Annotated in this window: 26 protein-coding genes, 1 pseudogene and 2 riboswitches; of the genes and pseudogenes, 9 read left to right on the plus strand and 18 right to left on the minus strand. The window is 70.6% G+C overall.

Features of this window, described 5'->3' with window-relative positions; genetic code table 11:
• The gene (locus tag ACZ6TU_RS23235; protein WP_467676802.1) at positions 1 to 483 is read right to left on the minus strand and encodes a hypothetical protein; all 483 of its coding nucleotides are present in this window, start codon (positions 481 to 483) and stop codon (positions 1 to 3) included.
• Positions 484 to 881: 398 nt separating this feature from the next.
• Here ACZ6TU_RS23235 and ACZ6TU_RS23240 point away from each other — a divergent pair, with 398 nt between their 5' ends.
• Positions 882 to 1,259, plus strand: coding sequence for a helix-turn-helix transcriptional regulator (locus tag ACZ6TU_RS23240; RefSeq protein WP_469550707.1), 378 nt, complete (start codon positions 882 to 884; stop codon positions 1,257 to 1,259).
• A 7-nt stretch (positions 1,260 to 1,266) separates the two neighbouring features.
• Here ACZ6TU_RS23240 and ACZ6TU_RS23245 read toward each other — a convergent pair whose 3' ends face one another.
• From ACZ6TU_RS23245 to ACZ6TU_RS23255, 3 genes are all read right to left on the minus strand, one after another.
• Positions 1,267 to 2,436: a cysteine desulfurase family protein gene (locus ACZ6TU_RS23245; protein WP_467676798.1), complete on the minus strand. Its 1,170-nt coding sequence runs from the start codon at positions 2,434 to 2,436 to the stop codon at positions 1,267 to 1,269.
• A 149-nt stretch (positions 2,437 to 2,585) separates the two neighbouring features.
• The gene (locus ACZ6TU_RS23250) at positions 2,586 to 2,852 is read right to left on the minus strand and encodes a DUF4190 domain-containing protein (RefSeq protein ID WP_467676796.1); all 267 of its coding nucleotides are present in this window, start codon (positions 2,850 to 2,852) and stop codon (positions 2,586 to 2,588) included.
• A 52-nt stretch (positions 2,853 to 2,904) separates the two neighbouring features.
• Entirely contained in the window at positions 2,905 to 3,072 is a 168-nt protein-coding gene (locus ACZ6TU_RS23255) for a hypothetical protein (protein ID WP_467676794.1), read from the minus strand.
• 116 nt (positions 3,073 to 3,188) lie between these two features.
• Here ACZ6TU_RS23255 and ACZ6TU_RS23260 point away from each other — a divergent pair, with 116 nt between their 5' ends.
• Positions 3,189 to 3,827: a TetR family transcriptional regulator gene (locus ACZ6TU_RS23260; RefSeq protein WP_467676792.1), complete on the plus strand. Its 639-nt coding sequence runs from the start codon at positions 3,189 to 3,191 to the stop codon at positions 3,825 to 3,827.
• A 624-nt stretch (positions 3,828 to 4,451) separates the two neighbouring features.
• Here ACZ6TU_RS23260 and ACZ6TU_RS23265 read toward each other — a convergent pair.
• Positions 4,452 to 5,429, minus strand: a complete 978-nt coding sequence (locus ACZ6TU_RS23265; RefSeq protein WP_467676790.1) for a helix-turn-helix transcriptional regulator — start codon at positions 5,427 to 5,429, stop codon at positions 4,452 to 4,454.
• Positions 5,430 to 5,530: 101 nt separating this feature from the next.
• Here ACZ6TU_RS23265 and ACZ6TU_RS23270 point away from each other — a divergent pair, with 101 nt between their 5' ends.
• The gene (locus tag ACZ6TU_RS23270) at positions 5,531 to 6,115 is read left to right on the plus strand and encodes a TIGR03086 family metal-binding protein (RefSeq protein ID WP_467676788.1); all 585 of its coding nucleotides are present in this window, start codon (positions 5,531 to 5,533) and stop codon (positions 6,113 to 6,115) included.
• On the opposite strand, the gene ACZ6TU_RS23275 is transcribed toward ACZ6TU_RS23270, so the two are convergent.
• On the minus strand, positions 6,102 to 6,962 hold the full coding sequence (locus ACZ6TU_RS23275) for a thioesterase family protein (RefSeq protein ID WP_467676786.1): 861 nt from the start codon (positions 6,960 to 6,962) through the stop codon (positions 6,102 to 6,104). The two genes, ACZ6TU_RS23270 and ACZ6TU_RS23275, sit on opposite strands and share 14 nt — an antisense overlap.
• Positions 6,963 to 7,097: 135 nt before the next feature.
• Between ACZ6TU_RS23275 and ACZ6TU_RS23280 the strand changes: the two genes are divergently transcribed.
• Positions 7,098 to 8,333, plus strand: coding sequence for an alpha/beta hydrolase (locus ACZ6TU_RS23280; RefSeq protein ID WP_467676784.1), 1,236 nt, complete (start codon positions 7,098 to 7,100; stop codon positions 8,331 to 8,333).
• Here the strand turns inward: ACZ6TU_RS23280 and ACZ6TU_RS23285 are convergent.
• The 9 genes from ACZ6TU_RS23285 to ACZ6TU_RS23325 form a co-directional block, all read right to left on the minus strand.
• Positions 8,224 to 8,898: a trimeric intracellular cation channel family protein gene (locus tag ACZ6TU_RS23285; RefSeq protein ID WP_467676782.1), complete on the minus strand. Its 675-nt coding sequence runs from the start codon at positions 8,896 to 8,898 to the stop codon at positions 8,224 to 8,226. The two genes, ACZ6TU_RS23280 and ACZ6TU_RS23285, sit on opposite strands and share 110 nt — an antisense overlap.
• 64 nt (positions 8,899 to 8,962) lie before the next feature.
• A complete protein-coding gene (locus tag ACZ6TU_RS23290; protein ID WP_469550715.1) occupies positions 8,963 to 10,117 on the minus strand; it encodes an ABC transporter ATP-binding protein in 1,155 nt (384 codons plus the stop codon).
• Positions 10,114 to 11,196: an ABC transporter ATP-binding protein gene (locus ACZ6TU_RS23295; protein ID WP_467676778.1), complete on the minus strand. Its 1,083-nt coding sequence runs from the start codon at positions 11,194 to 11,196 to the stop codon at positions 10,114 to 10,116. The genes ACZ6TU_RS23290 and ACZ6TU_RS23295 overlap by 4 nt, the downstream gene beginning before the upstream one ends.
• Entirely contained in the window at positions 11,193 to 12,203 is a 1,011-nt protein-coding gene (locus tag ACZ6TU_RS23300; RefSeq protein ID WP_467676776.1) for an ABC transporter permease, read from the minus strand. Before ACZ6TU_RS23300 ends, ACZ6TU_RS23295 begins: the two co-directional genes overlap by 4 nt.
• 90 nt (positions 12,204 to 12,293) lie before the next feature.
• Positions 12,294 to 14,060 carry an ABC transporter substrate-binding protein gene (locus tag ACZ6TU_RS23305; RefSeq protein ID WP_467676774.1) on the minus strand — a complete coding sequence of 589 codons (1,767 nt, stop codon included), beginning with the start codon at positions 14,058 to 14,060 and terminating at the stop codon, positions 12,294 to 12,296.
• A gap of 8 nt (positions 14,061 to 14,068) precedes the next feature.
• Entirely contained in the window at positions 14,069 to 15,067 is a 999-nt protein-coding gene (locus ACZ6TU_RS23310; RefSeq protein ID WP_467676772.1) for an ABC transporter permease, read from the minus strand.
• A 343-nt stretch (positions 15,068 to 15,410) separates the two neighbouring features.
• The gene (locus ACZ6TU_RS23315) at positions 15,411 to 16,211 is read right to left on the minus strand and encodes an enhanced serine sensitivity protein SseB C-terminal domain-containing protein (RefSeq protein ID WP_467676770.1); all 801 of its coding nucleotides are present in this window, start codon (positions 16,209 to 16,211) and stop codon (positions 15,411 to 15,413) included.
• Between the two features lie 163 nt (positions 16,212 to 16,374).
• Positions 16,375 to 17,163, minus strand: coding sequence for an enhanced serine sensitivity protein SseB (locus ACZ6TU_RS23320; RefSeq protein WP_467676768.1), 789 nt, complete (start codon positions 17,161 to 17,163; stop codon positions 16,375 to 16,377).
• A 67-nt stretch (positions 17,164 to 17,230) separates the two neighbouring features.
• Positions 17,231 to 17,899, minus strand: a complete 669-nt coding sequence (locus tag ACZ6TU_RS23325; RefSeq protein ID WP_469550722.1) for an AAA family ATPase — start codon at positions 17,897 to 17,899, stop codon at positions 17,231 to 17,233.
• A gap of 181 nt (positions 17,900 to 18,080) precedes the next feature.
• A riboswitch (glycine riboswitch) is annotated at positions 18,081 to 18,181 on the plus strand.
• Positions 18,182 to 18,304, plus strand: a riboswitch (glycine riboswitch).
• 37 nt (positions 18,305 to 18,341) lie between these two features.
• Here ACZ6TU_RS23325 and gcvT point away from each other — a divergent pair.
• From gcvT to ACZ6TU_RS23345, 4 genes are all read left to right on the plus strand, one after another.
• A complete protein-coding gene (gene gcvT / locus ACZ6TU_RS23330) occupies positions 18,342 to 19,472 on the plus strand; it encodes a glycine cleavage system aminomethyltransferase GcvT (protein ID WP_469550724.1) in 1,131 nt (376 codons plus the stop codon).
• Between the two features lie 103 nt (positions 19,473 to 19,575).
• Entirely contained in the window at positions 19,576 to 19,953 is a 378-nt protein-coding gene (gene gcvH, locus ACZ6TU_RS23335; RefSeq protein WP_466099102.1) for a glycine cleavage system protein GcvH, read from the plus strand.
• Between the two features lie 14 nt (positions 19,954 to 19,967).
• Positions 19,968 to 21,230 (plus strand): serine hydroxymethyltransferase, encoded by a 1,263-nt coding sequence (gene glyA / locus ACZ6TU_RS23340; protein ID WP_467676762.1) that lies wholly within the window; start codon positions 19,968 to 19,970, stop codon positions 21,228 to 21,230.
• Between the two features lie 82 nt (positions 21,231 to 21,312).
• Positions 21,313 to 22,680 carry an L-serine ammonia-lyase gene (locus tag ACZ6TU_RS23345; protein ID WP_467676760.1) on the plus strand — a complete coding sequence of 456 codons (1,368 nt, stop codon included), beginning with the start codon at positions 21,313 to 21,315 and terminating at the stop codon, positions 22,678 to 22,680.
• Between the two features lie 77 nt (positions 22,681 to 22,757).
• Here the strand turns inward: ACZ6TU_RS23345 and ACZ6TU_RS23350 are convergent, their stop codons facing one another.
• Complete coding sequence (locus ACZ6TU_RS23350; protein ID WP_469550729.1) at positions 22,758 to 24,014, minus strand: ATP-grasp domain-containing protein; 1,257 nt, start codon at positions 24,012 to 24,014, stop codon at positions 22,758 to 22,760.
• Positions 24,015 to 24,271: 257 nt separating this feature from the next.
• Between ACZ6TU_RS23350 and ACZ6TU_RS23355 the strand changes: the two genes are divergently transcribed.
• The gene (locus ACZ6TU_RS23355; RefSeq protein WP_467676756.1) at positions 24,272 to 24,829 is read left to right on the plus strand and encodes a GH25 family lysozyme; all 558 of its coding nucleotides are present in this window, start codon (positions 24,272 to 24,274) and stop codon (positions 24,827 to 24,829) included.
• Between the two features lie 9 nt (positions 24,830 to 24,838).
• Here ACZ6TU_RS23355 and ACZ6TU_RS23360 read toward each other — a convergent pair.
• Positions 24,839 to 25,510, minus strand: a pseudogene (locus ACZ6TU_RS23360) (NADPH-dependent F420 reductase); the annotation flags it as partial.
• A 119-nt stretch (positions 25,511 to 25,629) separates the two neighbouring features.
• Positions 25,630 to 26,328 carry a FadR/GntR family transcriptional regulator gene (locus ACZ6TU_RS23365; protein WP_467676754.1) on the minus strand — a complete coding sequence of 233 codons (699 nt, stop codon included), beginning with the start codon at positions 26,326 to 26,328 and terminating at the stop codon, positions 25,630 to 25,632.
• Positions 26,329 to 26,424 lie beyond the last annotated feature (96 nt).

The raw sequence follows: 26,424 nt of genomic DNA on the forward strand, positions 1-26,424 counted from the left end.
TCAGCGGCGGTGCATGCGCCCGATCCGTTCCGTCGCGGCGACGACGGCGGCCTGGAGCTCCCGCGCGACGGTGCCCTGCCTGCGCGAGCGCTCGTACAGGGCGCTGGCACTCAGACCGGCCGGGAGGCGATGGCCTACCTCCGGTAACTCGATGGCCCGGTACGCACCGGCGAGGCGGACGACCTCGTCGAGGATCTTGCCGAGCCTCTTCCGCCTGAGTACCGCGCCCTCGAGGACGTCGACGTGCTCCTGGATGAGTTCCAGGTCCTTGGCGGTCGTGGGCCTGGTGTCCAGAACTTTGAGCAGTGCGAACAGGGCGGTCAGCGCCTGCAGCGGACCGGCGAGGTCCTGGCGGCGCTGCTTGAGCTTGCGCAGGACGAGCTTGACCGCCAGAGCGAGGAGCCCGAGGCAGGCCGTGACAGCGGCCGTGAGATACATGGGCGCGGCAGCGGCAGCGGCTTCGGTCAGCGCGTGCGAAGGCATGGCATGTTCCGTTCCGAAGGGCAGGCGATTCCCGCAGACGGGGAGCGTGCGCGACCCGTGAGGAACGTGCGCGCAACGCTCACGTTAACGTTGAGCACGATGAGAGCTCTTCTGCAGAAGGCGACAATCTGCGGCCCGGAAAACTATCCCTGTCTGACAGAACCGTCCGATGTCAGTTCAGGGGCCGGGACGGTAGCGATCACCGAATCCGACCAGCAGATCCCCAGGTCAGCGGCATCCACGCAGCTTCAGCATCGACTGCCTCCCGGAAAAGCGATGGCGAGCGTTCCACGTGCGGAACATGTGCGTTCCAACTGAGGGATTCCATGCGCGCTTCAATGCACGTTTCAGCGTGCGGTTCGGTACGCTCCCAGGAACGAAAACGGGAGGTGACCAGCGTGTCCGAGGATCAGGGGAAAGCGTTGCTCTCCGCTGTCGACGCCCTGCTGAAAGAGGCTTCGCCGGCGGGCGGGCTGCCCGAGCCCGCCGAGCGCAAACGGCTGCGCGAGGCCGGCAGTCTCAGCCAGGAGAGCGTGGCCCACGCGCTGGGGGTCCGCAGGGAGACCGTGAGTGCGTGGGAAGCGGGCCGTGCGGAGCCCCGTCCGCCCCAACGAGCCGCCTACATCCGGCTGTTGAAGGGTCTGGCGGCCAAGTTCCCGCCGACACCGAGCGTCGACCCCCAGAAGTCCGTGCTCCGCGCCATCACGGCCGCGGCCGCCACCGCGCCGTCGCGGACCCAAGGCGGACAGAAGCCGTCACGGCCGGTGTCCGACTGACCTGCCCTCAGGTCAGCCCCGCCGCCCGCGCCCGTTCCACCGCCGGGCCGATGGCCTTCGCCAGGGCCTCGATGTCGGCCTCCGTGGAGGTGTGGCCGAGGGAGAAGCGGAGGGTGCCGCGGGCGAGGTCGGGGTCGGTGCCGGTGGCGAGGAGGACGTGGCTGGGCTGGGCGACGCCGGCGGTGCAGGCGGAGCCGGTGGAGCACTCGATGCCCTGGGCGTCGAGCAGGAGCAGCAGGGAGTCGCCCTCACAGCCGGGGAACGTGAAGTGCGCGTTGGCCGGGAGCCGTCCCTCCGGGTCCGGGTCGCCGCCCAGGATCGCGTCCGGCACCGCCGTACGGACCGCGGTGACGAGGGCGTCGCGCAGGGCGCCGATCTCGCGGGCGAACCACTCGCGCTGCTCGGCGGCCAGCCGCCCGGCGACCGCGAAGGAGGCGATGGCGGGCACGTCGAGGGTGCCGGAGCGCACATGCCGCTCCTGGCCGCCGCCGTGCAGGACGGGTACGGGGGTGTGTTCGCGGCCGAGGATCAGGGCGCCGATGCCGTAGGGTCCGCCGATCTTGTGGCCCGACACCGCCATCGCGGCGAGGCCGGAGGCGGCGAAGTCCACGGGGATCTGGCCGAAGGCCTGAACGGCGTCGGAGTGCAGCGGGACACCGGACTCGGCGGCCACGTCGGCGAGTTCGCGGATCGGCAGAATCGTCCCGATCTCGTTGTTCGCCCACATGACGGTGGCGAGGGCCACGTCGTCGGGGTTGCGGGCGATCGCCTCGCGCAGGGCTTCCGGGTGGACGCGGCCGTGGGCGTCGACCGGCAGGTACTCGATGGTGGCGCCCTCGTGTTCGCCGAGCCAGTGCACGGCGTCGAGGACCGCGTGATGCTCGACGGGGCTGGCGAGGACGCGGGTGCGGGCCGGGTCGGCGTCGCGGCGTGACCAGTAAAGGCCCTTGACGGCGAGGTTGTCGGCCTCCGTGCCGCCCGAGGTGAAGACGACCTCGCTGGGGCGGGCGCCGAGGGCTTCGGCGAGGGTCTCGCGGGCCTCCTCGACGGTGCGGCGGGCCTGCCGGCCGGATGCGTGGAGGGAGGAGGCGTTGCCGGTGGCACCCAGGTGGGCGGTGAGAGCCTCTGCCGCCTCCGGGAGCATCGGGGTGGTCGCGGCGTGGTCGAGGTAAGCCATGGTGAGCCCGATTCTACGGCTCCCCCTCGACCGTCCTCAGATCAAGGTTGGCCGAACCTGAAGGGAAGTGAACCGCTTTCCCGCGCGGCTGCGACCCGTCGCCCCCGGGCCGGCCGCGACTTGTCGGCGAAAGGCTGTCCGACGACGGCTCAGAAGCTCCACGAGATCGTGCTGTCGGCCTGCATGAACGCCACCAGGACCACCAGGTCGGCGACGCCGAGACCCAGGCCCAGGAACGCGCGGCCACGGCGCTGGGTGCCGCGCCACAGGGCGATGCTCGCCAGCACGATGGCGATCGGGCCGAGGAAGACGTTCAGGACGAGGAGGCCGAGCAGGCCGAGGATGAAGGACGCGACGGCCATGCCGTCGGTGTCGCGGATACCGGTGCGGCGCGTGGCCGGAGCGGTGAGCTGCATGATGATCGACTCCCGGTGTCGGGTCGGTGATGGTCGGCGTGCGCGTGCGGCGTCAGTGGGCCTGGGTGTGGCGCCGGCGGCCGTGGCGCTCGCGGAGCGCGAAGACGCCGAGCCAGACGGCGATGACGGCGCCCGCGGCGACGGAGAAGGTGAGCGGCGCGTGGGCCACGGTGCCCAGCACGGCACCCAGCAGCAGGAGTGCGGCGACGATGAACAGCACGGGAAACAACCCCCAGGGTTTCGGTGAACGGTTGTAGTTACAGTTGTTCACTGACTTCCCAGTCTAGCGCGCCCCATGACTTCCCAATCACAGAGAACAGTTGTTAACTGCATGGTATGAGTCACACCCTCGGCATCCGGCAGGCCCAGAAGCAGAAGACCCGGCAGGCACTCCTGGACGCGGCCCTCGGGCTGCTGGAGGAGCAGAGTCTGAGCAGCCTGGGGCTGCGCGAGGTCACCCGCGCCGTCGGTGTCGCCCCGACGGCCTTCTACCGCCACTTCCGCTCCACGGCGGATCTGGGCGTGGCCCTGGTCGAGGAGGCGCTGGGCAGCCTGCACCCGATGATCCGGACGACGGTGTCCACGACGGGCGACAGCGAGGAGCGCATCACACGCACCATCGAGCTGATCGCCCGTCACGTCGACGGGTACCCCGCACATGTCCGGTTCATCGCCCGTGAGCGACATGGCGGAGTCCAGCCGGTACGGGAGGCCATACGGGACCAACTGGCTCGTTTCGCCCAGGAGGTCAAGGACGAACTGGCCAAGGACCCGGTGTCCGCGGGCTGGACCGAGGACGACCTGCTGATGCTCGCGCATCTCTACGTCGACCAGATGCTGATCACCGCGTCGCTCTTCCTGGAGGCGCTGGAGGGGCCGGAGCAGGAGCGCGAGGAGCGGACCCGGCATGTCGCGCAGATGGCGACCCGGCAGATGCGGCTGATCGGCCTGGGCCGCCATCACTGGCTGGACTGACCGCACGGCGGGAACGAGGACAGGGGCGGCGCGCCCGTTCGCCGAGCGCGCCGCCCCTGTCGTGTCCCGGACGGGCCGGGCCCGTCCGCGTACGCCTACCGGGCCTGCTGCCCCTGCCCGCCCGCGGCCTGGCCCCCACCGCCCGGAGCCCCACAGCCGCCGCCCTGGCCGCCCCCAGAACCGCCCTGGCCGCCCTGGCCGCCACCCGGCGCCCCGCTGGGCATCCCCGAAGGCGCCCCGGACGGAGTCCCCGTCGGCTCGGCACCGCCGGAAGCAGCACCCGACGGCGCACCGGACGGGGCCCCCAAGGCGCACCCGAAGGCGCCCCGCTCGGCGCCCCCGAAGGCGCCCGGCAGGCCTGCTGCTGGCCGGAACCGCCGCCGCTGTCCGAAGACGTCGAGGAGTCGCCGGAGCCGCAGGCCACCAGGGCCAGGGGCGAGAGCGCCAGCAGGGCCACGGCAGGAACGAGACGCACACGCTTCATGAGAGACAACTCCAGGGAAGATGGGGGATTCCTGAGTCGGGCACTCAACCAACGCCGCTCAGGGCTCCCTTGGGACCGTCCTGTGACCGCCCTGCGAGCAGGGCAAAACGCGCCTCAAAACACCCCGCGGACCAGGACGTTCACCCCGGTGTGTCATCGGAGCGCTGGTACAGCTCCGTGACGGAACCGGCCGCACGGGCCAGCTCCTCGCGCACCCGAGGGGGCGAGAGGACTTCCACCTGGTCGGCGAACAGGAGCAGTTGGCGGGTCTCGGGGAGGAGTCCGTACGTCAGCCGCACGGTCGCCCACTCGCTCTCGCCGTCGTCGTCGAGGAGTTCCGCCGGCAGGAAGGCCGTCAGCCGCAGGAACATGTCGAGCCGGTCCCGCCGCACCCGGACGGTGACGTCCAGCCCGCCGGGCCGTTCCTCGACCTGGCGTCGCAGGCCCTCCCAGGCGTCGGCGAGTTCGACGCCCGGGCGCCGCCGTACGGGATCGTCGAGGAGCCGCGCGGAGCGCACCCGGTCCGCCCGGAAGAGCCGGGGTTCGGCCCGCCGGTCGGCGACCAGGTACCAGACGCCCGCCTTGGCGACGAGGCCGTAGGGGTCGACGGTGTATGTCCGCACCTGGCGCTCTCCGCTGTGCCGGTAGCGCAGCCGCAGCCTGCGGTCGGCGAAGACCGCGTCCCGCAGCACCTCCAGGTCGACGGCCGGTTGCGGCCCGCCACGCCAGCGGGTGGCGTCGACGAGGATGCGGCGGGAGGCCGTCTCGGCGGCCGGGCGGTGCGGAGCCGGCAGTGCGGCCATCACCTTGCGCAGGGCCGAGCCGAACGCCGCGTCCAGGCCGAGCGCGGTGTGCGCGCCCTGCGCGGCCAGGACGAACAGCGCGCGGGACTCGTCGGCGGTCAGCCCCGTGACGTCCGTACGGAACCCGGCGAGCAGTTCGATGCCGCCGTGCCGGCCGCGTTCGGCGTAGACCGGGACGCCGGCGGCCGACAGGGCCTCGACATCGCGGTAGACGGTGCGGACCGACACCTCCAACCGCTCGGCGAGTTCGCGGGCGGGGACCCGGCCGCGGGTCTGGAGGAGCAGCAGGATCGACAGCAGGCGGTCGGACTTCACGGCATCAGCATCGTGGCGGGCGAGGGGCCGTGCAAATGTTGACGGCAGTTGTCAGGTTTTCCGGCGATGCTCCTCCTGCCCACGCACTCAGGAGGAGTTTCATGACCAACGATCCCCGTCCGCTGTTCGGCCGCGCCACGGAGCAGGCTGCCGAGCTCATCCGGTCCGTCCGCGCCGAGCAGCTCGACGGCCCCACGCCGTGTACCGAGTTCGACGTGCGCACCCTGCTGAGCCATCTCACCGGCGCGACCCACCGAGGGGCCGTCGTCGCCGAGGGCGGTGACGCGGTCGCGGTACGGCCGTTCGCCGAGGGTGTGCCGGACGACGGCTGGACGGCCGCGTACGACGAGGCCAGGACCCGGGCCGTGAAGGCCTGGGCGGGCGACGACCTGCTGGACGCGGTGGTGCGCCTGCCGTTCGGCGAGATGCCCGGCCGGGCCGCCCTGTCGGCCTACGTCCTGGAGACGGTGACCCACACCTGGGACCTGTCCGAGTCCCTGGGGCATCCACGCGCACTCGACCCGGAGCTCGCCGAGTTCGCGCTGACCGTCGCCCAGCGCATGCTGCCGGACGAACAGCGGGACGAGAACACGCCGTTCGCCACGGCCCGGCCGGCCCCCGAGGACGCCGACGTCTACGGCAGGCTGGCGGCCTGGCTGGGGCGCGAGCCGCTCAGCCGAGCCTGACCCGGGCGAGCTGACGGGACTGCGCCACCAGCCGGTCGGCGCTGTCCCACACCTCGGCGTCCTCCTCCAGGAAGCCGCCGGCGAGGTTGCGCGTGGTGATCGACACGCGCAGCGGGCCCGGCGCCGGGCGGCAGCGGACGTGCACGGTCAGCTCGACGGTGGGCACCCAGCCCTTCAGCCCGAGTTCGAAGGCGGTGGGCGGCAGGGCGTCCACCGCCAGCAGCAGGGAGAGCGGGTCGTGGTCCCGGCCGTCCGCGAGCCCGAACCAGGCCCGCATCTCGCCCTTGCCGGAGGGCTTGCCGAGGGCCCAGCCCAGGGTCGACGGGTCGAGCTTGAGCATCAGCCGGTCGGCGATGGCCGAGCTGCCGGAGACGGGGGCGGGACCGTCTTCCGGGCCGAAGCAGTGCTCCATCGGCGGGATCGCGGGCGGCCCGGCCGTCGTACGGACGTCGTCGGGCAGGGCGTCCAGGTCGCCGTAGGAGGCGAGGACGCGGATGCGTTCCACCTCGCGGCCCTGATCGTCGTACTGGCAGAGGGAGGCCTGGCCGGTCGACAGGGTCCGGCCGGTGCGGACGACGTCCGTGCGGACGACCGCCGGGCCGGGCTGCGACGCGGTGAGGTAGTGCGCCGAGATGGTGAAGGGGTCGGCGTGCGGCAGGGTGTCCGCGAGCGCGCGACCCAGGACGGCCAGCAGATAGCCGCCGTTGACGGCACTGATGATCGTCCAGCCGGCGGAGAGGTCGATGTCGTAGACGCCGGGCGCGCGTCGGGTGAGCGCGGTGTCGCGGTCGAACTCGCTGTCGCCGATCGTGGCCCGGACGGCCTGGGCGGAGGCTGACTCTGGCATGGCTGAACAGTACAAGAACTAACTACTAAGCGGTAGCTTTGGTCGGTTCGGACTCAGGTGAGGACCGGGCAATTTCTCGGTAAGTGTCCGCACTCGTCCGTAAACCCGGAAGGCCGTCCGTCCCTCTGAAGAGACATGAGCCTCACCGGGACTCCGTTCCTCTACACGCTGATCGCGCTGTCGGTCGCCGCGCTCGCTCTGCCGCTGGTCCTGTGGTCGCGCGTCCGCGGCCCCCGCGCCCTGCGCACCGCGACGCGCGCGCTGATGCTGCTGTTCGCCCAGGGAACCGCCGTGGCGCTGGTCTTCACGCTGGTCAACAACGCCAACAACCTGTACGACAACTGGGCCGACCTGCTCGGCACCGGCGACCACGTGCAACAGGCGGCCGACCTCGGGGCCGACGGCACCGGAGGCATCGCGCTGAAGCGGCTGCCGAAGCTGCGCCAGACCTTCCGGCCGGCCACCGGGCCCGGCATGCGCGCGGCCGGCGGGGTGCGCGTCACCCAGCTCAAGGGCCGGGTGTCAGGCGTGAACGCCGAGGTCTACGTCTGGCTCCCGCCGCAGTACGACGAACCGGCCTACCGGCACCACAGGTTCCCGGTCGTGGAGCTGCTGCCCGGCTACCCCGGCTCGGCGAAGGCCTGGTTCGGCTCGCTGCACGCGCACGAGCAGTTGGAGCCGCTGATGCGGGACGGGCAGGTCGCCCCGTTCATCCTGGTCGCGCCGCGCACCAATCTGCTGGCCGGTGTGGACACCGGCTGCGCCAACATCCCGGGCACGGTCAACGCCGACACCTGGCTGAGCGTCGACGTGCCGATGATGGTCATGGACAACTTCCGCGCCGAGTCCGCCCCGCAGGGCTGGGCGGTGGCCGGCTACTCGGCCGGGGCGCACTGCGCGGCCAAGCTCGCCCTCGCCCACCCCGACCGCTACCGGGCCGCCGTCAGCCTGTCCGGCTACAACGACCCGATCGGCGAACGCGACTCACTCGCCGCGCAGAACCCCACCCTGCGGGCCGGGAACAACCCCTACCTGCTGCTGCGCAGGGCGCCCGTCCCGCCGCGCGTCTCGCTCTACCTCTCCGGCCAGCCGCACGACGGCTACGAGGCAGCCGTCGCCCTGGAGCAGGCCGCGAAGGCGCCGACGACCGTGCACGTGGTGTACATCCCGAGGAGCGCGGGCGGTCACACCATGGCGCTGTGGCGGCCGCAGGTGGTCCCGGCGTTCCGCTGGCTGACGGAGGTGACGGGCCGCGGCCACGTCACGGCAGGACGGGCTGCTCCTCCTCGCTCACCGTCGACCGCCGGTGCCACGCCCGCGGAGCTCGCCAGTGGAACCGCATCGCGAGCAGGCGCAGTACGAAGGCGGTGATCACCGCGACACCACTGGTGAGCGGGTTCAGGGCGTCGTAGCGGATGCACAGGGCGACCAGGGCGGAACCGACGATCGCCGGGACCGCGTACAGGTCGCGGTCCCAGCGCAGCAGCGAGGGCACCTCGTTGGCGAGCACGTCCCGCAGCACACCGCCGCCCACGGCGGTGGTCAGCCCCAGACCTGCGGAGGCCGTCAGGCCGAGCCCGTACTCGTACGCCTTGATCGTGCCGGCGACGCAGAACAGGCCGAGACCGGCCGCGTCGAAGACGTTCACCGCGACCTGGATGCGCTCCACCTGGGGGTGCAGGAAGAAGACGAGGAGCGTGGCGAGCAGCGGGGTGAGGAAGTACCCCAGGTCCGTGAAGGCGGCGGGCGGTACGGCCCCGATGACCAGGTCTCGGAAGAGCCCGCCGCCCAGCGCGGTGACCTCGGCGAGCACGGCGATGCCGAACACGTCGAAGTTCTTGCGCACGGCCAGCAGGGCGCCGGAGATCGCGAAGACGAAGATGCCGATCAGGTCGAGCGTGTGCTGGACGGACGGACTGAAGAGTTGCAGGAGCACCCGAACATTTTTACCCACGGCCGAGCCCCCGCCCCGATGTGCGAGGGCGGGGGCTCCGGCGGGTTCACTTCTCCACGGGCTCCTCGGCGGGCGCCTTCCCGGCGGTCGAACCGCCCGCCGCCTCCTTCGCCGAGGACAGCAGCTTGGTGTCCTGCGGCTGCTGGTCGTCGAAGTTCTCCGGGTGGTGGCAGGCGACGCGCTGCCCGGCACGCAGCTCCACCAGCGGCGGCTCCGTGGTCTTGCACATCTCCGTCGCCTTCCAGCACCGGGTGTGGAAGCGGCAGCCGCTCGGCGGGGCGATCGGCGAGGGCACGTCGCCCTTGAGCAGGATGCGCTCGCTCTTGACACCTCGTCGCTTCGGGTCCGGTATCGGCACGGCCGACAGCAGGGCCTTGGAGTACGGGTGCATCGGCGACTTGTACAGCTTGTCGCGGTCGGCCAGCTCGACGATCTTGCCGAGGTACATCACCGCGATCCGGTCCGAGACGTGCCGGACGACCGACAGGTCGTGCGCGATGATCACGTACGTCAGGCCGAGCTCCTCCTGGAGGTCGTCCAGCAGGTTCACCACCTGCGCCTGGATCGACACGTCCAGCGCGGAGACCGGCTCGTCCGCCACGACCAGCTTGGGGTTGAGCGCGAGCGCGCGGGCGATGCCGATGCGCTGACGCTGGCCGCCGGAGAACTCGTGCGGATAGCGGTTGTAGTGCTCGGGGTTGAGGCCGACCACCGACAGCAGCCGCTGGACCTCCTTCTTCACACCGCCCTCGGGCTCGACGCCCTGGAGCCGGAAGGGGGCCCCGACGATCGTGCCGATCGTGTGCCGGGGGTTCAGCGAGGAGTACGGGTCCTGGAAGATCATCTGCACGTCGCGGCGCATGGGGCGCAGCTCGCCGGCCTTCAGGTGCGTGATGTCCTTGCCCTGGAACTCGACCGTGCCGCCGGTCGGTTCGAGCAGCCGCGTGATCAGCCGGCCCATGGTGGATTTGCCGCAGCCCGACTCACCGACCACGCCGAGCGTCTCGCCCTTGCGGACCTCGAAGTCGATGCCGTCGACCGCGCGCACCGCGCCGGTCTGCCGCTGGAGCAGACCCTTGCGGATCGGGAAGTGCTTCTGCAGGCCGGTCACCTTCAGCAGGATCTCGCCGTCGGCGGCGGTGTCCTGGGTGAGGGTGCTCCCGCTCGTGTCCGGTTTGCTCACCGCTTTGTCGTCGCTCACAGCTTCGGCGCAATCTCTTCGGTCCAGATACGCTCCCGCTGCTCCTGCGTCATATGGCAGGCGGCCCAGTGCGAGCCGCCGACCTCGGTCAGCTCGGGGCGGACCGTGCGGGTGACGTTGTCCTTCGGGATGTCCGCGTACGGGCAGCGCGGGTTGAAGGCGCAGCCGGACGGGAGGTTGATGAGGGAGGGCGGCGCGCCCTTGATCGGGATGAGCCGGTCCGTCTCCTCCCGGTCCATACGCGGCATCGAGCCGAGCAGGCCCCAGGTGTAGGGGTGCCGGGGCTCGGAGAACACGTCCTCGGCGGGACCGCGCTCCACGCACCGGCCGCCGTACATGACCAGCAGGTCGTCGGCCATCTCGGCGACCACGCCCAGATCGTGGGTGATCATGATGACCGCGGAGCCGAACTCCTTCTGGAGATCGTGGATCAGGTCGAGGATCTGCGCCTGCACGGTGACGTCCAGGGCGGTGGTCGGCTCGTCGGCGATGAGCAGCTCGGGGTTGTTCACCAGCGCCATGGCGATCATGGCGCGCTGGCGCATACCGCCGGAGAACTCGTGCGGGTAGCCGTCCACGCGCTTGGCGGGCTCGGGGATGCCGACCCGGTCGAGCATCTCGATCGCCCGCTGCTTGGCGACCTTCTTGCTGACGTCGTTGTGGACCCGGTACGCCTCGACGATCTGCTGCCCGACCGAGTAGTAGGGGTGCATCGCCGACAGCGGGTCCTGGAAGATCATGGCCATCTTCCGGCCGCGCAGCCGCCGTACGTCGTCGGGGTCGGCCGCGATCAGCTCCTGGCCGTCCAGCCACACCTCGCCGGACACGTGGGCGCGCGCCGAGCGGTGCAGGCCCATCACACCGAGCGAGGTGACGGACTTGCCGGAACCGGACTCGCCCACGATGCCCAGGGTCTTGCCCTTGCGCACGTCGAAGCTGACGCCGTCCACGGACTTGACCAGACCGTCGTCGGTGTCGAAGTGGATGCGCAGGTCGCGGACGGACAGGAACACGTCGTCCGGGACGGACGGGGCGGTGGTGTCCGGCTCGCCGAGCGCGGCTTTGTCGAGCTTGCTCACGAGTACCTCACCCGGGGGTCGATGGCGGCGTACACCAGGTCGACGACGAGATTGCAGAAGACGATGAAGAACGCGGCGACCAGGGTCACGCCCATCACGATGGGCAGGTCGTTGTCCTTGATGGCCTGGACCGAGTATGCGCCGATGCCCTGGAGCGAGAACACGGTCTCGGTGAGCACCGCGGTGCCGACGAGGGTGCCGAAGTCCATGCCGAAGATGGTGACGATCGGAGTGAGCGCGGAGCGCAGGCCGTGCTTGGTCACGACCGTGGTCTCCTTCAGTCCCTTGGCCCTGGCCGTTCTGATGTAGTCCTCGCTCATCGTCTCCAGCATGCCCGCCCGGGTGAGCCTGGCGTAGAGCGCGGAGAAGAGGAAGGCGAGGCTGATCCAGGGAAGCACCATGTGCCATGCCCATTCGGCCGGGTTCTCGGTGAACGGGACGTAGTCGATGCTCTCCCAGACGGGGATCTCGTAGACGAAGAGCGCGAGCAGGATCTGGCCGGTGAAGAAGATCGGGAGCGAGACGCCGGCGAGCGCGATGAACATCGAGATGCGGTCGATCGGCTTGCCCTTGCGCAATGCCGAGATCACGCCGGTGGTCACACCGGAGATCAGCCAGATCACCGCCGCACCGACGGCCAGCGAGAAGGAGACCGGGATCCGCTGCTCCAACTGGGGCCACACCTCGATGTGGCTCTTGAAGGAGTACCCGAAGCAGGGTGCGCCGCAGTGCGTCGCGTCGGGGCCGAACTTGTAGTCGGCGCCCACTACGAGGCCCTTGATGAACTCCCAGAACTGGACGTAGACCGGCTGGTCCAGACCCAGGTTCTGCTTGATGGCGGCGACGGACTCGGGGTTCGCGTCCTTGCCGACGTACTGGGTGGCCAACTGGTCGGCCGTCTGGCCCCCGAGGCGGGGCACCAGGAAGAAGATGGCGAAGGTGACTGCGCTGACCACCAGCAGCAACAGCACCGCGCCCATGACGCGTCGGAGGATGTACGCAGCCACAGCTGTACGGCCCCGGGTGGCCGCGGCGGGATCGTCCGCCGCGGCCACCCGGTGCCTTCACCTGCCTTTCGAAAGGATCCGGCCTGCTGGTTACTTCGAGGAGCCCATCAGCAGGTAGTCGTACATGCCGAGGTAGGCCTGCGTGACCGTGACGTTCGTCGCGGACTTGGGCCGGAGCAGCAGGTTCTTGCGGTAGATGACCGGCACGACCGAGGCGTTGTCGAGGACCATCTTGTCGATCTCGCCCCAGGCCTTGGTGCGGGCCGCGTCGTCGGTGTTGGCGATCGCGTCCGTCAGGGCCTTGTTGATCTTCGGGTCGTCCAGCTCCATCAGGTTGTTGCCGCCCGAGGGCTTGATGGCGGCACCGTTGACGACCTGGTCGAGGAAGCCGTAGCCGGTCGGCCAGTCCGCGCCCCACGCCATCGACAGCATGCCGAGCTTGTTCTTGTGAACGTAGCTCGGGACACCGGCGAAGTTGGAGAAGTACTTACCGGCCGGGAACTGCTTGATCTCGATGTTGATGCCGATCTTCTTCAGCGACGCCTGGACGGCCGTGGCCTGCGCCACCTCGGCGGGGCGGTCGGAGCGGGCGGTCATGATCGTGCTGAACCCGTTCGGCTTGCCGCACGCCTTCAGCTCCGCCTTGGCCTTGGCCACGTCACCCTTGTGACCCTCGGTCGCGTAGGTGTCGAACTTGGCGTAGCCGTTGACCGACGGCGGCAGCATCGTGGTCGCCACGTCACCCTTCGGCGAGCCGCCCATGGCGTCGAGCACCGACTGCTTGTCGAGGCCCCACTGCACAGCCTTGCGGCAGTGGATGTTGTCGAACGGTGCCACCTTCAGGTTCAGCGCGATGTACTGCGTCGCACCGGCGTACGAGCTGTCCGTCTGGTTGACGTACTTGCCCCGCAGCACCTTCGGCTGGGTCTGCGGCTGCACACCCGTGCCGGCCGCGTCAACCGTGATCTTGTCGGAGAGCAGGTTGTTGTCGACCGTGACCGGGTTGACCTTGAACTTGATCGTGACCTTGTCCGGCAGGGCCTTACGGACCGGGTCCGTCTTGGCGTCCCACTGCGGGTTGCGCACGAGGGTGGCGCCGCGGCCCTCCTCGTAGGACTGGAACTGGTACGGGCCGGAGGACACGATGTTCTGCACGTACTTCGCACCGTTGTCCTTCGCCTTCGGCACCGGCGCCGTCTGCGAGAACGTCGCCAGGTAGTCGAAGTCGGCGAACGGCTGCTTCAGCTTGAAGACGATCGTCCGGTCGTCCGGCGTCTCGATGGACTTGATGCCCTCGGCGGACTTGTCCTTGTACGGGCCCTTGTACTTGTCGGCGCCCTCGAGGTACGCCTTGAAATACGTCGGGCCGTTGGACAGCGCCTCAGGCGCGAAGTTGGAGCGCTCGACGGCGTACTTCACGTCCTTGGACGTCACCGGGGTGCCGTCCTGGAACTTCACACCCGCACGCAGCTTGTACGTCCAGGTCTTGGCGTCCGGGCTGGACTTGCCGAGGCCCTCGGCGAGGTCCGGCACGACCTCCAGGCCTTCCTTGCCCGCCGCCGGTTTGAACGTGGTGAGCGTTCTGCCGTAGAGGCGGGAGAAGTTCTGCACCCAGCCGTAGTACGTGTTGCCCGGGTCGAGGGAGTCCGGCACGTCCGAGTGCTCGTACGAGACCGTACCGCCCTTCTTGCTCGACGCGTTGACGATCGAGTTCAGCGCGGCGTCCTTCTTGCCGTTGCCTCCCCCGTCGTTGTCGTCACCTCCGCCGCCGCACGCGGCAGCACCCAGCGACAGCGCCAGGACCGACGCAACGCCGGCGGTCACCCTTCTCGTCTTCACCTGAGGAAGCCCCCTCATTCGATGGATCACTTGCTGCGAGGGTCGAGGGCGTCACGCAGCCCGTCACCCAGCAGGTTGAAGGCCAGGACAGTGATGAAGATCGCCAGTCCGGGCACGAACATGTACTGCGGATCAGCCGTGTAGAGGTCCACAGCGTTGCTGAGCATGCCGCCCCAGGAGGCCTGCGGCGGAGCGATACCGACACCGAGGAAGCTCAGCGCGGCCTCGAACAGGATGTTCGTCGGGATGATCAGCGTCGAGTAGACGAGGATCGGCGCGACGAGGTTCGGGAGCAGTTCCCGGAACAGGACGTACGGGCCGCGTGCCCCGAGGCTCGTGGCGGCCTCGATGAACTCCCGCTTGCGCAGGGTCATGGTCTGCGCCCGCACGATGCGGCCGATGTACGGCCAGCTGAAGAAGCCGATCACGAAGATCAGCACGCAGATGCGCAGGGACAGCCCGTCGAGACCGAAGAAACCGTCCTGCACCGAGGCCGAGATCGAGATGGCGAACAGCAGCAGCGGGAACGCGAGGAAGGTGTCCATCAGCCTGCTGATGACGCTGTCGATCCAGCCGCCGTAGTAGCCGGCGACGACCCCGAGCACGGTGCCGAGGCACACGGACAGCAGCGTGGCGCCGCCCGCGACCAGGAGGGAGACCCAGGAGCCGTCGATGATGCGGGCGAGCATGTCCCGGCCGTACTGGGGGTCCACGCCGAGCGGGTGGTCCCAACTCATGCCTCCCCAGCCGCCCTTGGGGGCGAGCAGGGCGGGGTCGATGAGGTCCTGGTTGAACTTGTTGGGATCGAGGTTGAAGATCCACTGGATCGGCTTGGAGAACACCGCCATCGTCACGAGCAGAATGACGACGACGCCTCCCGCCATCGCCACCTTGTCCCGCTTGAAGCGCATCCAGGCGATCTGGGTGAGAGAACGCCCTTCGATCTGGCTCTTCTTGACCCCGGAGAGCACGGCCTCGGGCTGTGCTCCGGCTTCCGCCCCGGTGGTCTCGATCGGTGCGGTCACGGTGCGATTGACCCCTCTCGGGCCGGCGATCGCCGAGCCCCTGGCTGCCGCTGTAGCGGTTTTGTTTGTCTCGTACACGAGACCGACCCGGCCCGTGTCTTGCGGGGAGTCTTCAACGCTTTGGCGATCTGTTGCCAGACTTGGCGGTGAAAGGATGCGTAAACGTGATGCTGTCTGCGGGGTTCCGTTATCCGGACAACGGGTAACGGGGGTCGGACGCACTGCAATAGGGGCACTTTAGGGCATACTCTCATTTTTCACCCTTATCTACGCGCGAAGAGCTGAGAGCCTGTCTCGTTTTGAGAGTGGGAATCGGGGGCCCGCGGGTCGGCCGCGGGGCGGGTCAGTACCTGCCCTGAGCCGGGGGGAAGCCGTAGCCCGAGGCCGGGGCCTGGACAGGGGCGGTGGCGTGGGCCTCGCGGTCGTAGAAGGGGCGGGCGCTCGCACGCAGCCACATGGCGACCGGGTCGTGTTCGTCGGACATGGCTACGGTCGAGACGGGCAGCCCGTCCGGTACGGCACCGAGGGACTGCTGCATCATCGCGCGCACGGAATCCACCGCCGGCGGCGAGGTGTCGTACACATCCAGTCCGATGGCGAGATACGGCGCCCCGAGCGCGGGCTGCACCCAGGCCCGGCGCAGTGAGCGGACGGCCGGGGTGCGGTGGGCGTTCTGCGCGAGCAGGGCGTAGAACTGCGGGATCTCGATGGCCGGTTCGGACAGCCGCAGCGGTCCGGCGGGCTGGCGGTCCAGGCCCGTGGCGACGCGGCGCAGGTCGAGCCACGGGATGCCGACGCCGCCGCCGGGGGCGTGCGGGTTGAGCCAGAGGCCGTAGTGGTCGGGGTAGAGGGCGCGGGCGACGTCGATTCCGTCGACCACCTCGTACGAGCGGTTCCAGCCGCTGGCCGAGAGCTCCTGGGCCGAGGTCACGCAGGGGGCGTAGCCGTAGCCGTCGACCTCCATGTTCCCGTACTGGGCGTCGGGGGAGCCCGCCTGGCCGTGCCAGAGAAGCATCCAGATCTGGCCGGTGTGCGGGGTGGCGAGCGCGCGCAGGAGTGCCTCGTAGGCGTCGTAACGCCCGGGCGTGACCTGGCGCAGCATGTGCTCGACCTGTCCGGCCGCGGCCGTGCCGCTCGCGCTCACCTTTACCGCCCCTTCGTACAACGCCTCGACCGTGACCTAGCTTAAGCCCGCCCATGAGCTCGGAGCTTGGTGTCGTCTCGCGGCCGCGGGTTGTTCGTGGTCGATCGCGCCCACGCGGCGGAGCCGCATGATGCTACAGCCCCGCACCCCTCGGCCGGTTGCCCTACCGCTGGTAGAAGGGCCGGACCCTGTCCTTCATCCAGGTGCCCACCGGGTCCTCCGCCACGTCCAGGAGGACCAGGTTGACCGGCCAGGGGGCCGGGGACTTGGTCACGGCTCGGGACAGGGCCTCCAGCGGGAGGGCTCGCAGGTCACCTTCCCACTGGGAGAGTTCGACGCCCACGAACATCACCGGGTCGGCGGTCTCGATCGCGGCGAGGCAGCGGCGGGCCGTGACGACGACGCCGATCGCCTCGAACTCGGCGGAGGCGGCGGCGAGGAAGTCCACCGGGTCGTCCTGCCAGTCGGGCTCGAAGAGGCGGACCCGGCCGCCGCTCGCGGGGCCGTCCAAGGGTGTCCGGCCGGCCCTGCAGAGCTCGGCCACGGCGGGCGGCGGGAGCGGTATGCCGACCACCCCGCCCGGATTGACGGCTATCCCGGCGTGCGGGGGCAGGCCGCGGGCGAACTCCACGGCGGGCGCGATGGTGTACGACATATGGGAGCCGACGACCTGGCGGAACTGCTCCTCGGAGCTGAACACCGGTACGTACGCCTGGCCCTCGATCTCTATCCCGGGCAGGTCGAGAGGGCCGCTCTGGGGGCCGCCGCCACTCGGCAGGGGGACCCAGACGAAACTCCGGCCGAGCACCTCGACGATCCGCCCGCCGGCCGACGGCCCGGCGCCGAGGGAGGCCGAGAGCACCTCCTCCAGTTCGTTGCCGGGCCATCCGCCGTGCGGGTGGGTCTGCGTGTGCGCCGGGAAGTCCGCGGAGAAGTCCGCCGGGAAGTCCATCTGCCTACCGCCTGCCTGGAACCACTGCTGTGACTCAAAAGGCTAGCGGCTCGCCGGCCGCCGGCGGTCAGCCCATGAACCCGATCCGGCGCAGGGTGTCCGCCGCGTCCCGGTCGACGAGGATCGCCGAGCCGCAGCCCGCGGGCAGTTCGCCCCGCTCCACGGAGCGCAACAGGCGGGTGGTCGCCGCGCGGTGGCGCAGGAACGCGTACCGCGAGACACCGCGGCCGCGGTCGCGCTGGCCGGCCAGGGCCTCCTCGGGGGTGACGTCGAGCATGAGCAGATGCAGGGTGCCGCCCCGGCGGCGGGCCTCGCGGGCCAGCCAGCGGCGGACCCAGGCCTGGGTGCCGCAGTCGTGCACCACGACGCCCTCCCCGGTGCGCAGGGCGCGCCGCAACCCGGTGTAGTGGGCGAGGCGGACGAGCGGGCGGTAGACCGCGTACGGCAGGAAGCGCGACATGCGGCCGTCCCAGCGGTCTCGGGTGTCCTGGGAGTCGATGCGCCGGCCGGGCACGGTGCGCCGCATCAGCGTGGACTTGCCGCTGCCGGGCAGGCCCGTGACCACGACGAGGTCGCGGGCGCCGAAGAGCAGCGCGTGCGGGCTGCGGCCTGCGCGCTCGCGCAGGTCGCGGACGACCGGCACCGGCAGCGGGCCACAGGCCGCGCGTGCCGGAACGGCCGGCTGCTCGGGCAGCGCGACGCCCGATGTCGTGGCGTACGCGGTGGTCCTGTTCACCGTGATCGTCCTCCCCTGGGGCCAGGTATGGAGTCCCATCCCCGCTGAGCGTAAAGAGAAGGTAATGCCCGATGTCTCTGGTTTTAGTCCTCTTCCTGCAACAGGCCTGCTACAGGGTGGTGCCCTGCCACCCCGCGACGATGCGTGCAATGATGTGCGCGCCAACTGCATACCGGCCGTTTGAATCCGCGCGGGAGAGTCCCCAGCACCGTCTGACGCTGGGGCGCCGAAGGAGCAAGTCCCTCCCTTGAATCTCTCAGGCCCCGTTACCGCGCGGGCGAGGCACATCTGAAAAGCGGGCCATCTCCTGTCGTCGAGGCGACGGGCGTGGCTCCACCCAAGGTGCAAGCCGTGTCCCCCGTGGTCATGGCGAACCTCTCAGGTTCCGATGACAGATGGGGAGGAACGACCTCGCCCGTCATGCCCCTGGGAGACGCGACCGATGAGCAGTACAGGAGAACTCCGCCACACCGCGCTCGATGCCCTGCATCGTTCGCTCGGCGCGACGATGACCGACTTCGCCGGCTGGGACATGCCCCTGCGCTACGGCTCCGAGCGCGACGAGCACACCGCCGTGCGCACGAAGGCCGGGCTCTTCGACCTCTCCCACATGGGCGAGATCACCGTCACCGGTCCGCAGGCCGCCGCCCTGCTCGACTTCGCGCTCGTCGGCAACATCGGCGGCGTCAAGCCGGGCCGCGCCCGCTACACCATGATCTGCCGGGCCGACGGCGGCATCCTCGACGACCTGATCGTCTACCGGCTGGGCGAGACCGAGGCCCCCGAGTACATGGTCGTCGCCAACGCCTCCAACGCCCAGGTGGTCCTGGACGCGCTGACCGAGCGAGCCGCCGGCTTCGACGCCGAGGTGCGCGACGACCGGGACGCCTACGCGCTGATCGCCGTACAGGGCCCGGAGTCCCCCGGGATCCTGAAGTCCCTCACCGACGCCGACCTCGACGGGCTGAAGTACTACGCCGGCCTGCCCGGCACCGTCGCCGGGGTCCCGGCCCTGATCGCCCGCACCGGTTACACCGGCGAGGACGGCTTCGAGCTGTTCGTGAAGCCGGAGCACGCGGTCGAGGTGTGGCAGGCCCTGACCAAGGCGGGCGAGGGCGCCGGACTGGTCCCGTGCGGGCTGTCCTGCCGCGACACGCTGCGCCTGGAGGCGGGCATGCCGCTGTACGGGCACGAGCTGAGCACCTCCCTGACGCCTTTCGACGCCGGTCTCGGCCGGGTGGTGAAGTTCGAGAAGGAGGGCGACTTCGTGGGGCGCGAGGCCCTGCGCGAGGCCGCCGCCCGGGCCGAGCAGAACCCGCCGCGCGTGCTCGTCGGGCTCGTCGCCGAGGGCCGCCGGGTCCCGCGCGCCGGGTACGCCGTCGTCGCCGGCGGCGAGGTGATCGGCGAGGTCACCTCCGGCGCCCCCTCCCCCACCCTCGGCAAGCCCATCGCCATGGCGTACGTCGACGCCGCGCACGCCGCGCCCGGGACGCCAGGCGTGGCCGTGGACATCCGGGGCAGTCACGAGCCGTACGAGGTCGTGGCGCTGCCGTTCTACAAGCGGCAGAAGTAGACACTGGCCGGGGGCCGCGGCAAGCGCCCCCGTCGCCCTTCGTCCCAGCTCACCAGCAGTCCCCCGTCAACAGCACTCCCGCGCGTACAGGAGAATCCAGGCCATGAGCAACCCCCAGCAGCTGCGTTACAGCAAGGAGCACGAGTGGCTGTCGGCCGCCGAGGACGGCGTCTCGACGGTCGGCATCACGGAGCACGCGGCCAACGCGCTCGGCGACGTGGTCTTCGTCCAGCTCCCCGAGGTCGGTGACTCGGTGTCCGCGGGCGAGACCTGCGGTGAGCTGGAGTCGACCAAGTCGGTGTCCGACCTCTACTCCCCCGTCTCCGGTGAGGTCACCGAGGTCAACGAGGACGTCGTGAACGACCCGTCGCTGGTGAACTCGGCGCCCTTCGAGGGCGGCTGGCTGTTCAAGGTGCGGGTCGCGGAGGAGCCGGGCGACCTGCTCTCCGCCGACGAGTACACCGCGTTCTCCGCCGGCTGAGGAGTCGTAGCCGTATGTCCGTCCTGAACACACCCCTGCACGAGCTCGACCCGGCCGTGGCCGCCGCGGTCGACGCCGAGCTGCACCGCCAGCAGTCCACGCTCGAGATGATCGCCTCGGAGAACTTCGCCCCGGTCGCGGTCATGGAGGCGCAGGGCTCGGTCCTCACCAACAAGTACGCCGAGGGCTACCCGGGCCGCCGCTACTACGGTGGCTGCGAGCACGTCGACGTGGTCGAGCAGATCGCGATCGACCGCGTCAAGGAGCTGTTCGGCGCCGAGCACGCCAACGTGCAGCCGCACTCGGGCGCCCAGGCCAACGCGGCCGCGATGTTCGCGCTGCTCAAGCCGGGCGACACCATCATGGGTCTGAACCTCGCGCACGGCGGGCACCTGACCCACGGCATGAAGATCAACTTCTCCGGCAAGCTCTACGACGTCGTCGCCTACCACGTCGGCGAAGACGGCCGGGTCGACATGGCCGAGGTGGAACGGCTGGCGAAGGAGTCGAAGCCGAAGCTGATCGTCGCGGGCTGGTCGGCCTACCCGCGGCAGCTGGACTTCGCCGCGTTCCGCCGGATCGCGGACGAGGTCGGCGCGTACCTGATGGTCGACATGGCGCACTTCGCGGGGCTCGTCGCGGCCGGGCTGCACCCGAACCCGGTCCCGCACGCGCACGTGGTGACCACGACCACCCACAAGACGCTGGGCGGCCCGCGCGGCGGTGTGATCCTCTCCACGGCCGAGCTCGCCAAGAAGATCAACTCCGCTGTCTTCCCCGGTCAGCAGGGCGGTCCGCTGGAGCACGTGATCGCGGCCAAGGCGGTCGCCTTCAAGGTCGCGGCCTCGGAGGACTTCAAGGAGCGCCAGCGCCGTACGCTGGAGGGTGCCCGCATCCTGGCCGAGCGTCTGGTGAAGGACGACGTCCGGGCCGTGGGCGTGGACGTTCTGTCCGGCGGCACGGACGTGCACCTGGTCCTGGTGGACCTGCGTCACTCGGAGCTGGACGGGCGGCAGGCCGAGGACCGCCTCCACGAGGTGGGCATCACGGTCAACCGCAACGCGATCCCGAACGACCCGCGCCCGCCGATGGTGACGTCGGGCCTTCGGATCGGCACGCCGGCCCTGGCCACCCGCGGGTTCCAGGCCGAGGACTTCGCGGAGGTCGCGGACGTCATCGCCGAGGCGCTGAAGCCGTCCCACGACGCCGAGGCCCTCAAGGCCCGGGTGAAGGCCCTGGCCGACAAGCACCCGCTGTACCCGGGTCTGAACACATAACGAAGAAACCTTTCAGGGCGCCCCGTCCCGCGTGGGCGGGGCGCCCTGCCCCCTCGCACCACCCCCGTAGTCAGGAGTCCCCGTGGCCATCTCGGTCTTCGACCTGTTCTCGATCGGCATCGGCCCGTCCAGCTCCCACACGGTCGGCCCCATGCGCGCCGCCCGGATGTTCGCCAGGCGGCTGCGCAACGAGGAACTGCTGGCCCCGACCGCGAAAGTCCGCGCCGAGCTCTACGGCTCGCTCGGCGCCACCGGGCACGGCCACGGCACGCCCAAGGCGGTGCTGCTCGGCCTGGAGGGCGACTCGCCGCGCACGGTGGACGTGGAGACGGCCGAAGAACGGGTGGAGACGATCAAGGCCGACGGCCGGATGAGGCTGCTGGGCGAACACGAGATCGCGTTCTCCTACGACGACGACATGGTCCTGCACCGCCGCAAGGCCCTGCCGTACCACGCGAACGGCATGACCCTGTGGGCGTACGACGCCTCGGGCGCGGAGCTGCTGACGAAGACGTACTACTCGGTCGGCGGCGGCTTCGTCGTCGACGAGGAGGCGGTCGGCGCGGACCGCATCAAGCTCGACGACACCGTGCTGAAGTACCCCTTCCGCACGGGCGACGAGCTCCTGCGCCTCACCGAGGAGACGGGCCTGTCGATCTCCGCGCTGATGCTGGAGAACGAGCGGGCCTGGCGCACCGAGGAGGAGATCCGCGCCGGCCTGCTGGAGATCTGGCGGGTGATGGAGGCGTGCGTGGCGCGCGGCATGTCCCGCGAGGGAATCCTGCCGGGCGGTCTGAAGGTGCGCCGCCGGGCCGCCAACACCGCGCGCAAGCTGCGCTCCGAGGGCGACCCGAAGGCCCTCGCCATGGAGTGGATCACGCTCTACGCGATGGCGGTCAACGAGGAGAACGCGGCCGGCGGCCGGGTCGTCACCGCCCCGACGAACGGCGCGGCCGGCATCATCCCGGCGGTCCTGCACTACTACGTCAACTTCGTGCCCGGCGCGGACGAGGAGGGCGTGGTCCGCTTCCTGCTCGCCGCGGGCGCGATCGGCATGCTGTTCAAGGAGAACGCCTCCATCTCCGGCGCCGAGGTCGGCTGCCAGGGCGAGGTCGGCTCCGCCTGTTCGATGGCGGCGGGCGCGCTGGCCGAGGTGCTCGGCGGCTCCCCGGAGCAGGTCGAGAACGCCGCCGAGATCGGCATGGAGCACAACCTCGGCCTGACCTGCGACCCGGTCGGCGGCCTCGTCCAGATCCCGTGCATCGAGCGCAACGGCATGGCCGCGGTGAAGGCCGTCACGGCCGCGCGCATGGCGATGCGCGGCGACGGCTCCCACAAGGTGTCCCTGGACAAGGTCATCAAGACGATGAAGGACACCGGCGCGGACATGTCGGTGAAGTACAAGGAGACGGCGCGGGGCGGGCTGGCGGTCAACATCATCGAGTGCTGACGGCCCGCACGACGCAGGGCAGCGGTCGTCGCGGTCGTGGTGGAAGACGCGGTCCCCGCCCGTGCCGGTGAGGCGCGTCAGCTCCTCGAAGGCCGGACGCGGTTGCGGGGCCGGCGGTCCCCGGCCGACTCGCGGACGTCCGCGACGGCCGCGGGCAGATCGGCCGGGTCCTCGGTGACCACGACCGCCACCACGGTGTCCGTATCGGGCCAGTCCTCGGCGAGGACGACCCGCGGGTGGGCGAGCGCCGCCACGGCCACCTCGGCCGCCGGGCGCCCGTCCTTGGACAGCAGCACCATGGCCGCGCCGCGGCCCGGCTCGGGGGTCTCGCCGGGCAGCTCTCCGTCGGTGAGCAGGGCGAGCAGCGCCTCGTACGGCCGGACGGCCCCCTGGTGCGCGTACGGGATGAGGTGGGAGTTGATCAGGTCGCCGCCGAGCCGTCCGCCGACCTCCAGGACGACGGGGCCCGCGGAGCCGAGCCGCAGGTCGACGTGGAACCCCCCGCTCCCGAGGCCGACGGCGAGCACGGCCTGTTCGGCGGCCCGCATCAGGTCCTTGACCTGAGTGTCCGCCAGGGCGGAGGGGACAGCCGTGGCCCACGACGGGGACAACGGCCCGTCGACGCTCTTGTCGGTGACACCGAGGATCCGCACCGTGCCGTCGGAGACGACGCCGGAGACGGAGTGCTCGGAGCCGTCGACGTACTCCTCGACCAGGAAGTCGCTGGTCTTGGAGTAGTTGGCGGCCGTGAGCGTGAACACCTCGTCCAGGCCGGTGTCCTGGGTGATCAGCGCCATGCCGCGACCGCCGGAGCAGTGGGCGGGCTTGAACACCAGGGGCCGGCCCGCGGCGCCGAGCTCCGAGGTGGCGGCGCGCAGGTCGTCGAGCGTGCGGCCCGCCCGCCAGGGCGGGTTGAGCCCGTACGGCTCCATGGCCCGGCGCTGGGCCGCCTTGTCCGTGGTGACGGCCGCGGCGTCGGTACCGATGCCGCGCACTCCGAACCGCTCGGCGAGCAGCGCGGTGAGGCCGACGTACTTGTCGCCCCAGCAGGCGACAGCGGCGGGGGCCTGGTCCGGGGAGGCCTGAGCGGCCTGCTCCGGGAGCGAGGAGCCGCAGTCGAAGGAGCCGATCCGGTGGTCGGGCAGCCCGGTGTGGGAGACGTCGGTGTCGGACGCGACGTGGACGCCGAGTCCCCGTGCGGCGGCGGCGTCGAGTTCCGCGCGCCATTCGAGGGGGGAGCTCCGCAGGCCGAGGTAGAGCACCGTGCTGCTCCCGGCCTCGCCGCCGTCGTCCGCTGCCGTCGGGTTCACCGCGGGGGTGTGTGCTGTCGTCATCTGGTCAGACACCGTTCTCGTTCGTCGTCGTGGCCTGCGCTACGCTCACCCGGACCACCGCCTTCCGCACAGTCTGGGCCCTCCGAGCACCAGGCGGTGGGCACTGTGGCGAGACGGACCGGAAAACACCGATGTCGTGGCGGCGGTACGGCGGGCCCACCCGAGTCGGCATTTCCACGGCAGCCCACGGCAGCCCGTGCCATGGTGGTAGGCACCATCCAACTCCCCTCCCCTCACCAGCACTTCAGGGAGACCCCATGCTGCGCGGCATCGACGTGAGCGCCTACCAGTCCTCCTCCTACGACACCGACGGCCTCTCCTTCGTCTTCGTCAAGGCGACCGAGGGGCGTTCCTACGTCAACCCCAGACTCGCCGCCCAGACGAAGCGGGCCCGCGACGCCGGTCTGGTCGTCGGCTTCTACCACTTCCTGTGGCCCGGCAACCTCACCGCCCAGGCCGAGTACTTCGTCGCCAAGGCCCCGGACCGGCCGGGCGACATCCTCGCCGTCGACTGGGAGACGACCAGCAACGGGACGCACGCGAGCAACGCGGAGAAGGACCTGTTCATCCGGAAACTGAAGGACCTTCGGCCGGACAACCAGGTCATTCTCTATGCGAACAGGCACTTTTGGCTGACCATTGACAAAACCTCCTACGCGGGCGACGGCCTGTGGATCGCCGACTACGTCAGTGCCGGGAAGCCGCGCATCAAGGCCAAGTGGCGATTCCACCAGTACACCGACGATCCGCTGGACAAGAACGTGGCGGACTTCGAGAGCAAGGCGGCACTGCGGAAGTGGGCGGCGGATGCCTGAGTGCAGGTCCTAGCCGCTGAACTCCGGCGTGCGTTCCGGGGACGCCTCCGCCAGGGCCTTCGTGACCACCTCGACACCGCCGCGCAGGCCGTAGACCGGGGTGTCGGGCTGCTGGCGCCAGGAGTCGTCGATGCCTCCCGCGTCGACGGTGTCGAAGCCGAGTTCGTCGACCAGGTCCCGTACCTTGCGCTTGGCCGCCTCGTCGTCGCCCGCGACCGGGAGGGCGATGCGGTCGGGGTCGCCGGCCGGGAGCGGGCGGTCCAGGATGTCCTGGGCGTACGTGCCGTTGAAGGCCTTGATCACGGGGTGGCCGATCTGGCGTTCCGTCCAGCGGCTCTCGGTGAGACCCTCGTCCTCGATCGCGGCGATCCTGCCGTCCCGGTGCCGGGGATAGTAGTTGCCGGTGTCGATGACCGCCACGCCATCCGCCACCTCGTCGAACAGGCCGGACGGCAGGTCCGGGACCGCCTTCAGCGGAACGGTGACGACGACGATCTCGGCACCCCGCGGTGCCTCCTCGACCGTCACGGGTGTCGCGCCGGTCTCCTCCGCCAGGGCCGTGAGCGTGTGCGGGCCTCGGGAGTTGGCGACGTACACGTCGTGACCGAGGGCGGTGAGCCGCCGGGTCAGATTGCCGCCGATGTTGCCCGCTCCGATGATGCCGATCTTCATGTCCTCGCCTCGCCCTTCCGGGAGTCGGTGACGCCTGGGCCTCCTGGCGGGGCCCTCGTGACCAGGCCAACCTCCGGGGCAGGCGGGCTATTCCGGGTCCCGGGCGGGCGCGGACGGGCCTCCGGGGGCTACTCCGGGTCCCGGGTCGGGGCCGGCGCGAACGGATCCTCCAGTTCCCCGCGCAGCACCTCCGCCGCCCCCTCCGCGTTCCCGTCCGCCACCGCCCGGACGAGGGCCTCGTGCGCCTCGTCGCCGGTGTCCGGGTCGTCGGCGCGCAGGCCGGTCAGGGACAGGAGCTCGATCAGGCCCTCGCGCAGGACGGGGGTGAACTCGGCGAACAGGTCGGCGAGCACCGGGTTGTGGGCGGCGGCGACCACGGCGGCGTGGAAGGCGATGTCCGCGTCGACGAAGGCGGCGTCGTCGGCCGTACCGGCGGCGCGGCGGCCCTCCAGCGCGGCCCGGAGCGCCGTGACGTCCTCGGGGGTGCGGCGGCGCGCGGCGAGCCGGGCCGCGTGCACCTCGACGGCCATCCGGACCTCGTAGACGTCGGTCACGGCGGCCCGGCGCAGACGGGTCGGCCAGTCCTCGACCGGCTCGGTCGCGATGACGAAGACGCCGGCGCCCTGGCGGGGCCGGACCAGTCCGGCTCCGGCGAGCGCGCGCAGCGCCTCACGAACGGTGGAGCGGCCCACGCCCAGTTCCTTCGCCAGTGTGGTCTCGCCCGGCAGCCGGGTGCCGACCGGCCAGTCGCCGCCGGCGATCTGCTCGCGCAGCCGGGCGGCGGCCTGCTCGACCAGGGGGCTGGGGCGGACGGCGCCGAGCGGCATGTGGTTCACCAACTTGTCTGAGAAGTGGAGGGGATTCGACTTGTCTGAGGACCTGAGTGGTGGATAGCGTACTGCGCATGACGTTCCGTGGTCTCC

It is taken from the genome of Streptomyces sp. NPDC052064, from assembly GCF_055585925.1.

Coding starts and splice junctions, on each gene's coding strand:
- ACZ6TU_RS23320 (WP_467676768.1), bottom strand. CDS start 17,163: ATGGACTTCCCGGCGGACTTCTCCGCGGACTTCCCGGCGCACACGCAG.
- ACZ6TU_RS23260 (WP_467676792.1), top strand. CDS start 3,189: ATGAGTCACACCCTCGGCATCCGGCAGGCCCAGAAGCAGAAGACCCGG.
- gcvH (WP_466099102.1), top strand. CDS start 19,576: ATGAGCAACCCCCAGCAGCTGCGTTACAGCAAGGAGCACGAGTGGCTG.
- ACZ6TU_RS23280 (WP_467676784.1), top strand. CDS start 7,098: ATGAGCCTCACCGGGACTCCGTTCCTCTACACGCTGATCGCGCTGTCG.
- ACZ6TU_RS23350 (WP_469550729.1), bottom strand. CDS start 24,014: ATGACGACAGCACACACCCCCGCGGTGAACCCGACGGCAGCGGACGAC.
- ACZ6TU_RS23305 (WP_467676774.1), bottom strand. CDS start 14,060: ATGAGGGGGCTTCCTCAGGTGAAGACGAGAAGGGTGACCGCCGGCGTT.
- ACZ6TU_RS23275 (WP_467676786.1), bottom strand. CDS start 6,962: ATGCCAGAGTCAGCCTCCGCCCAGGCCGTCCGGGCCACGATCGGCGAC.
- ACZ6TU_RS23270 (WP_467676788.1), top strand. CDS start 5,531: ATGACCAACGATCCCCGTCCGCTGTTCGGCCGCGCCACGGAGCAGGCT.
- ACZ6TU_RS23245 (WP_467676798.1), bottom strand. CDS start 2,436: ATGGCTTACCTCGACCACGCCGCGACCACCCCGATGCTCCCGGAGGCG.
- glyA (WP_467676762.1), top strand. CDS start 19,968: ATGTCCGTCCTGAACACACCCCTGCACGAGCTCGACCCGGCCGTGGCC.
- gcvT (WP_469550724.1), top strand. CDS start 18,342: ATGAGCAGTACAGGAGAACTCCGCCACACCGCGCTCGATGCCCTGCAT.
- ACZ6TU_RS23250 (WP_467676796.1), bottom strand. CDS start 2,852: ATGCAGCTCACCGCTCCGGCCACGCGCCGCACCGGTATCCGCGACACC.
- ACZ6TU_RS23235 (WP_467676802.1), bottom strand. CDS start 483: ATGCCTTCGCACGCGCTGACCGAAGCCGCTGCCGCTGCCGCGCCCATG.
- ACZ6TU_RS23365 (WP_467676754.1), bottom strand. CDS start 26,328: ATGCCGCTCGGCGCCGTCCGCCCCAGCCCCCTGGTCGAGCAGGCCGCC.
- ACZ6TU_RS23355 (WP_467676756.1), top strand. CDS start 24,272: ATGCTGCGCGGCATCGACGTGAGCGCCTACCAGTCCTCCTCCTACGAC.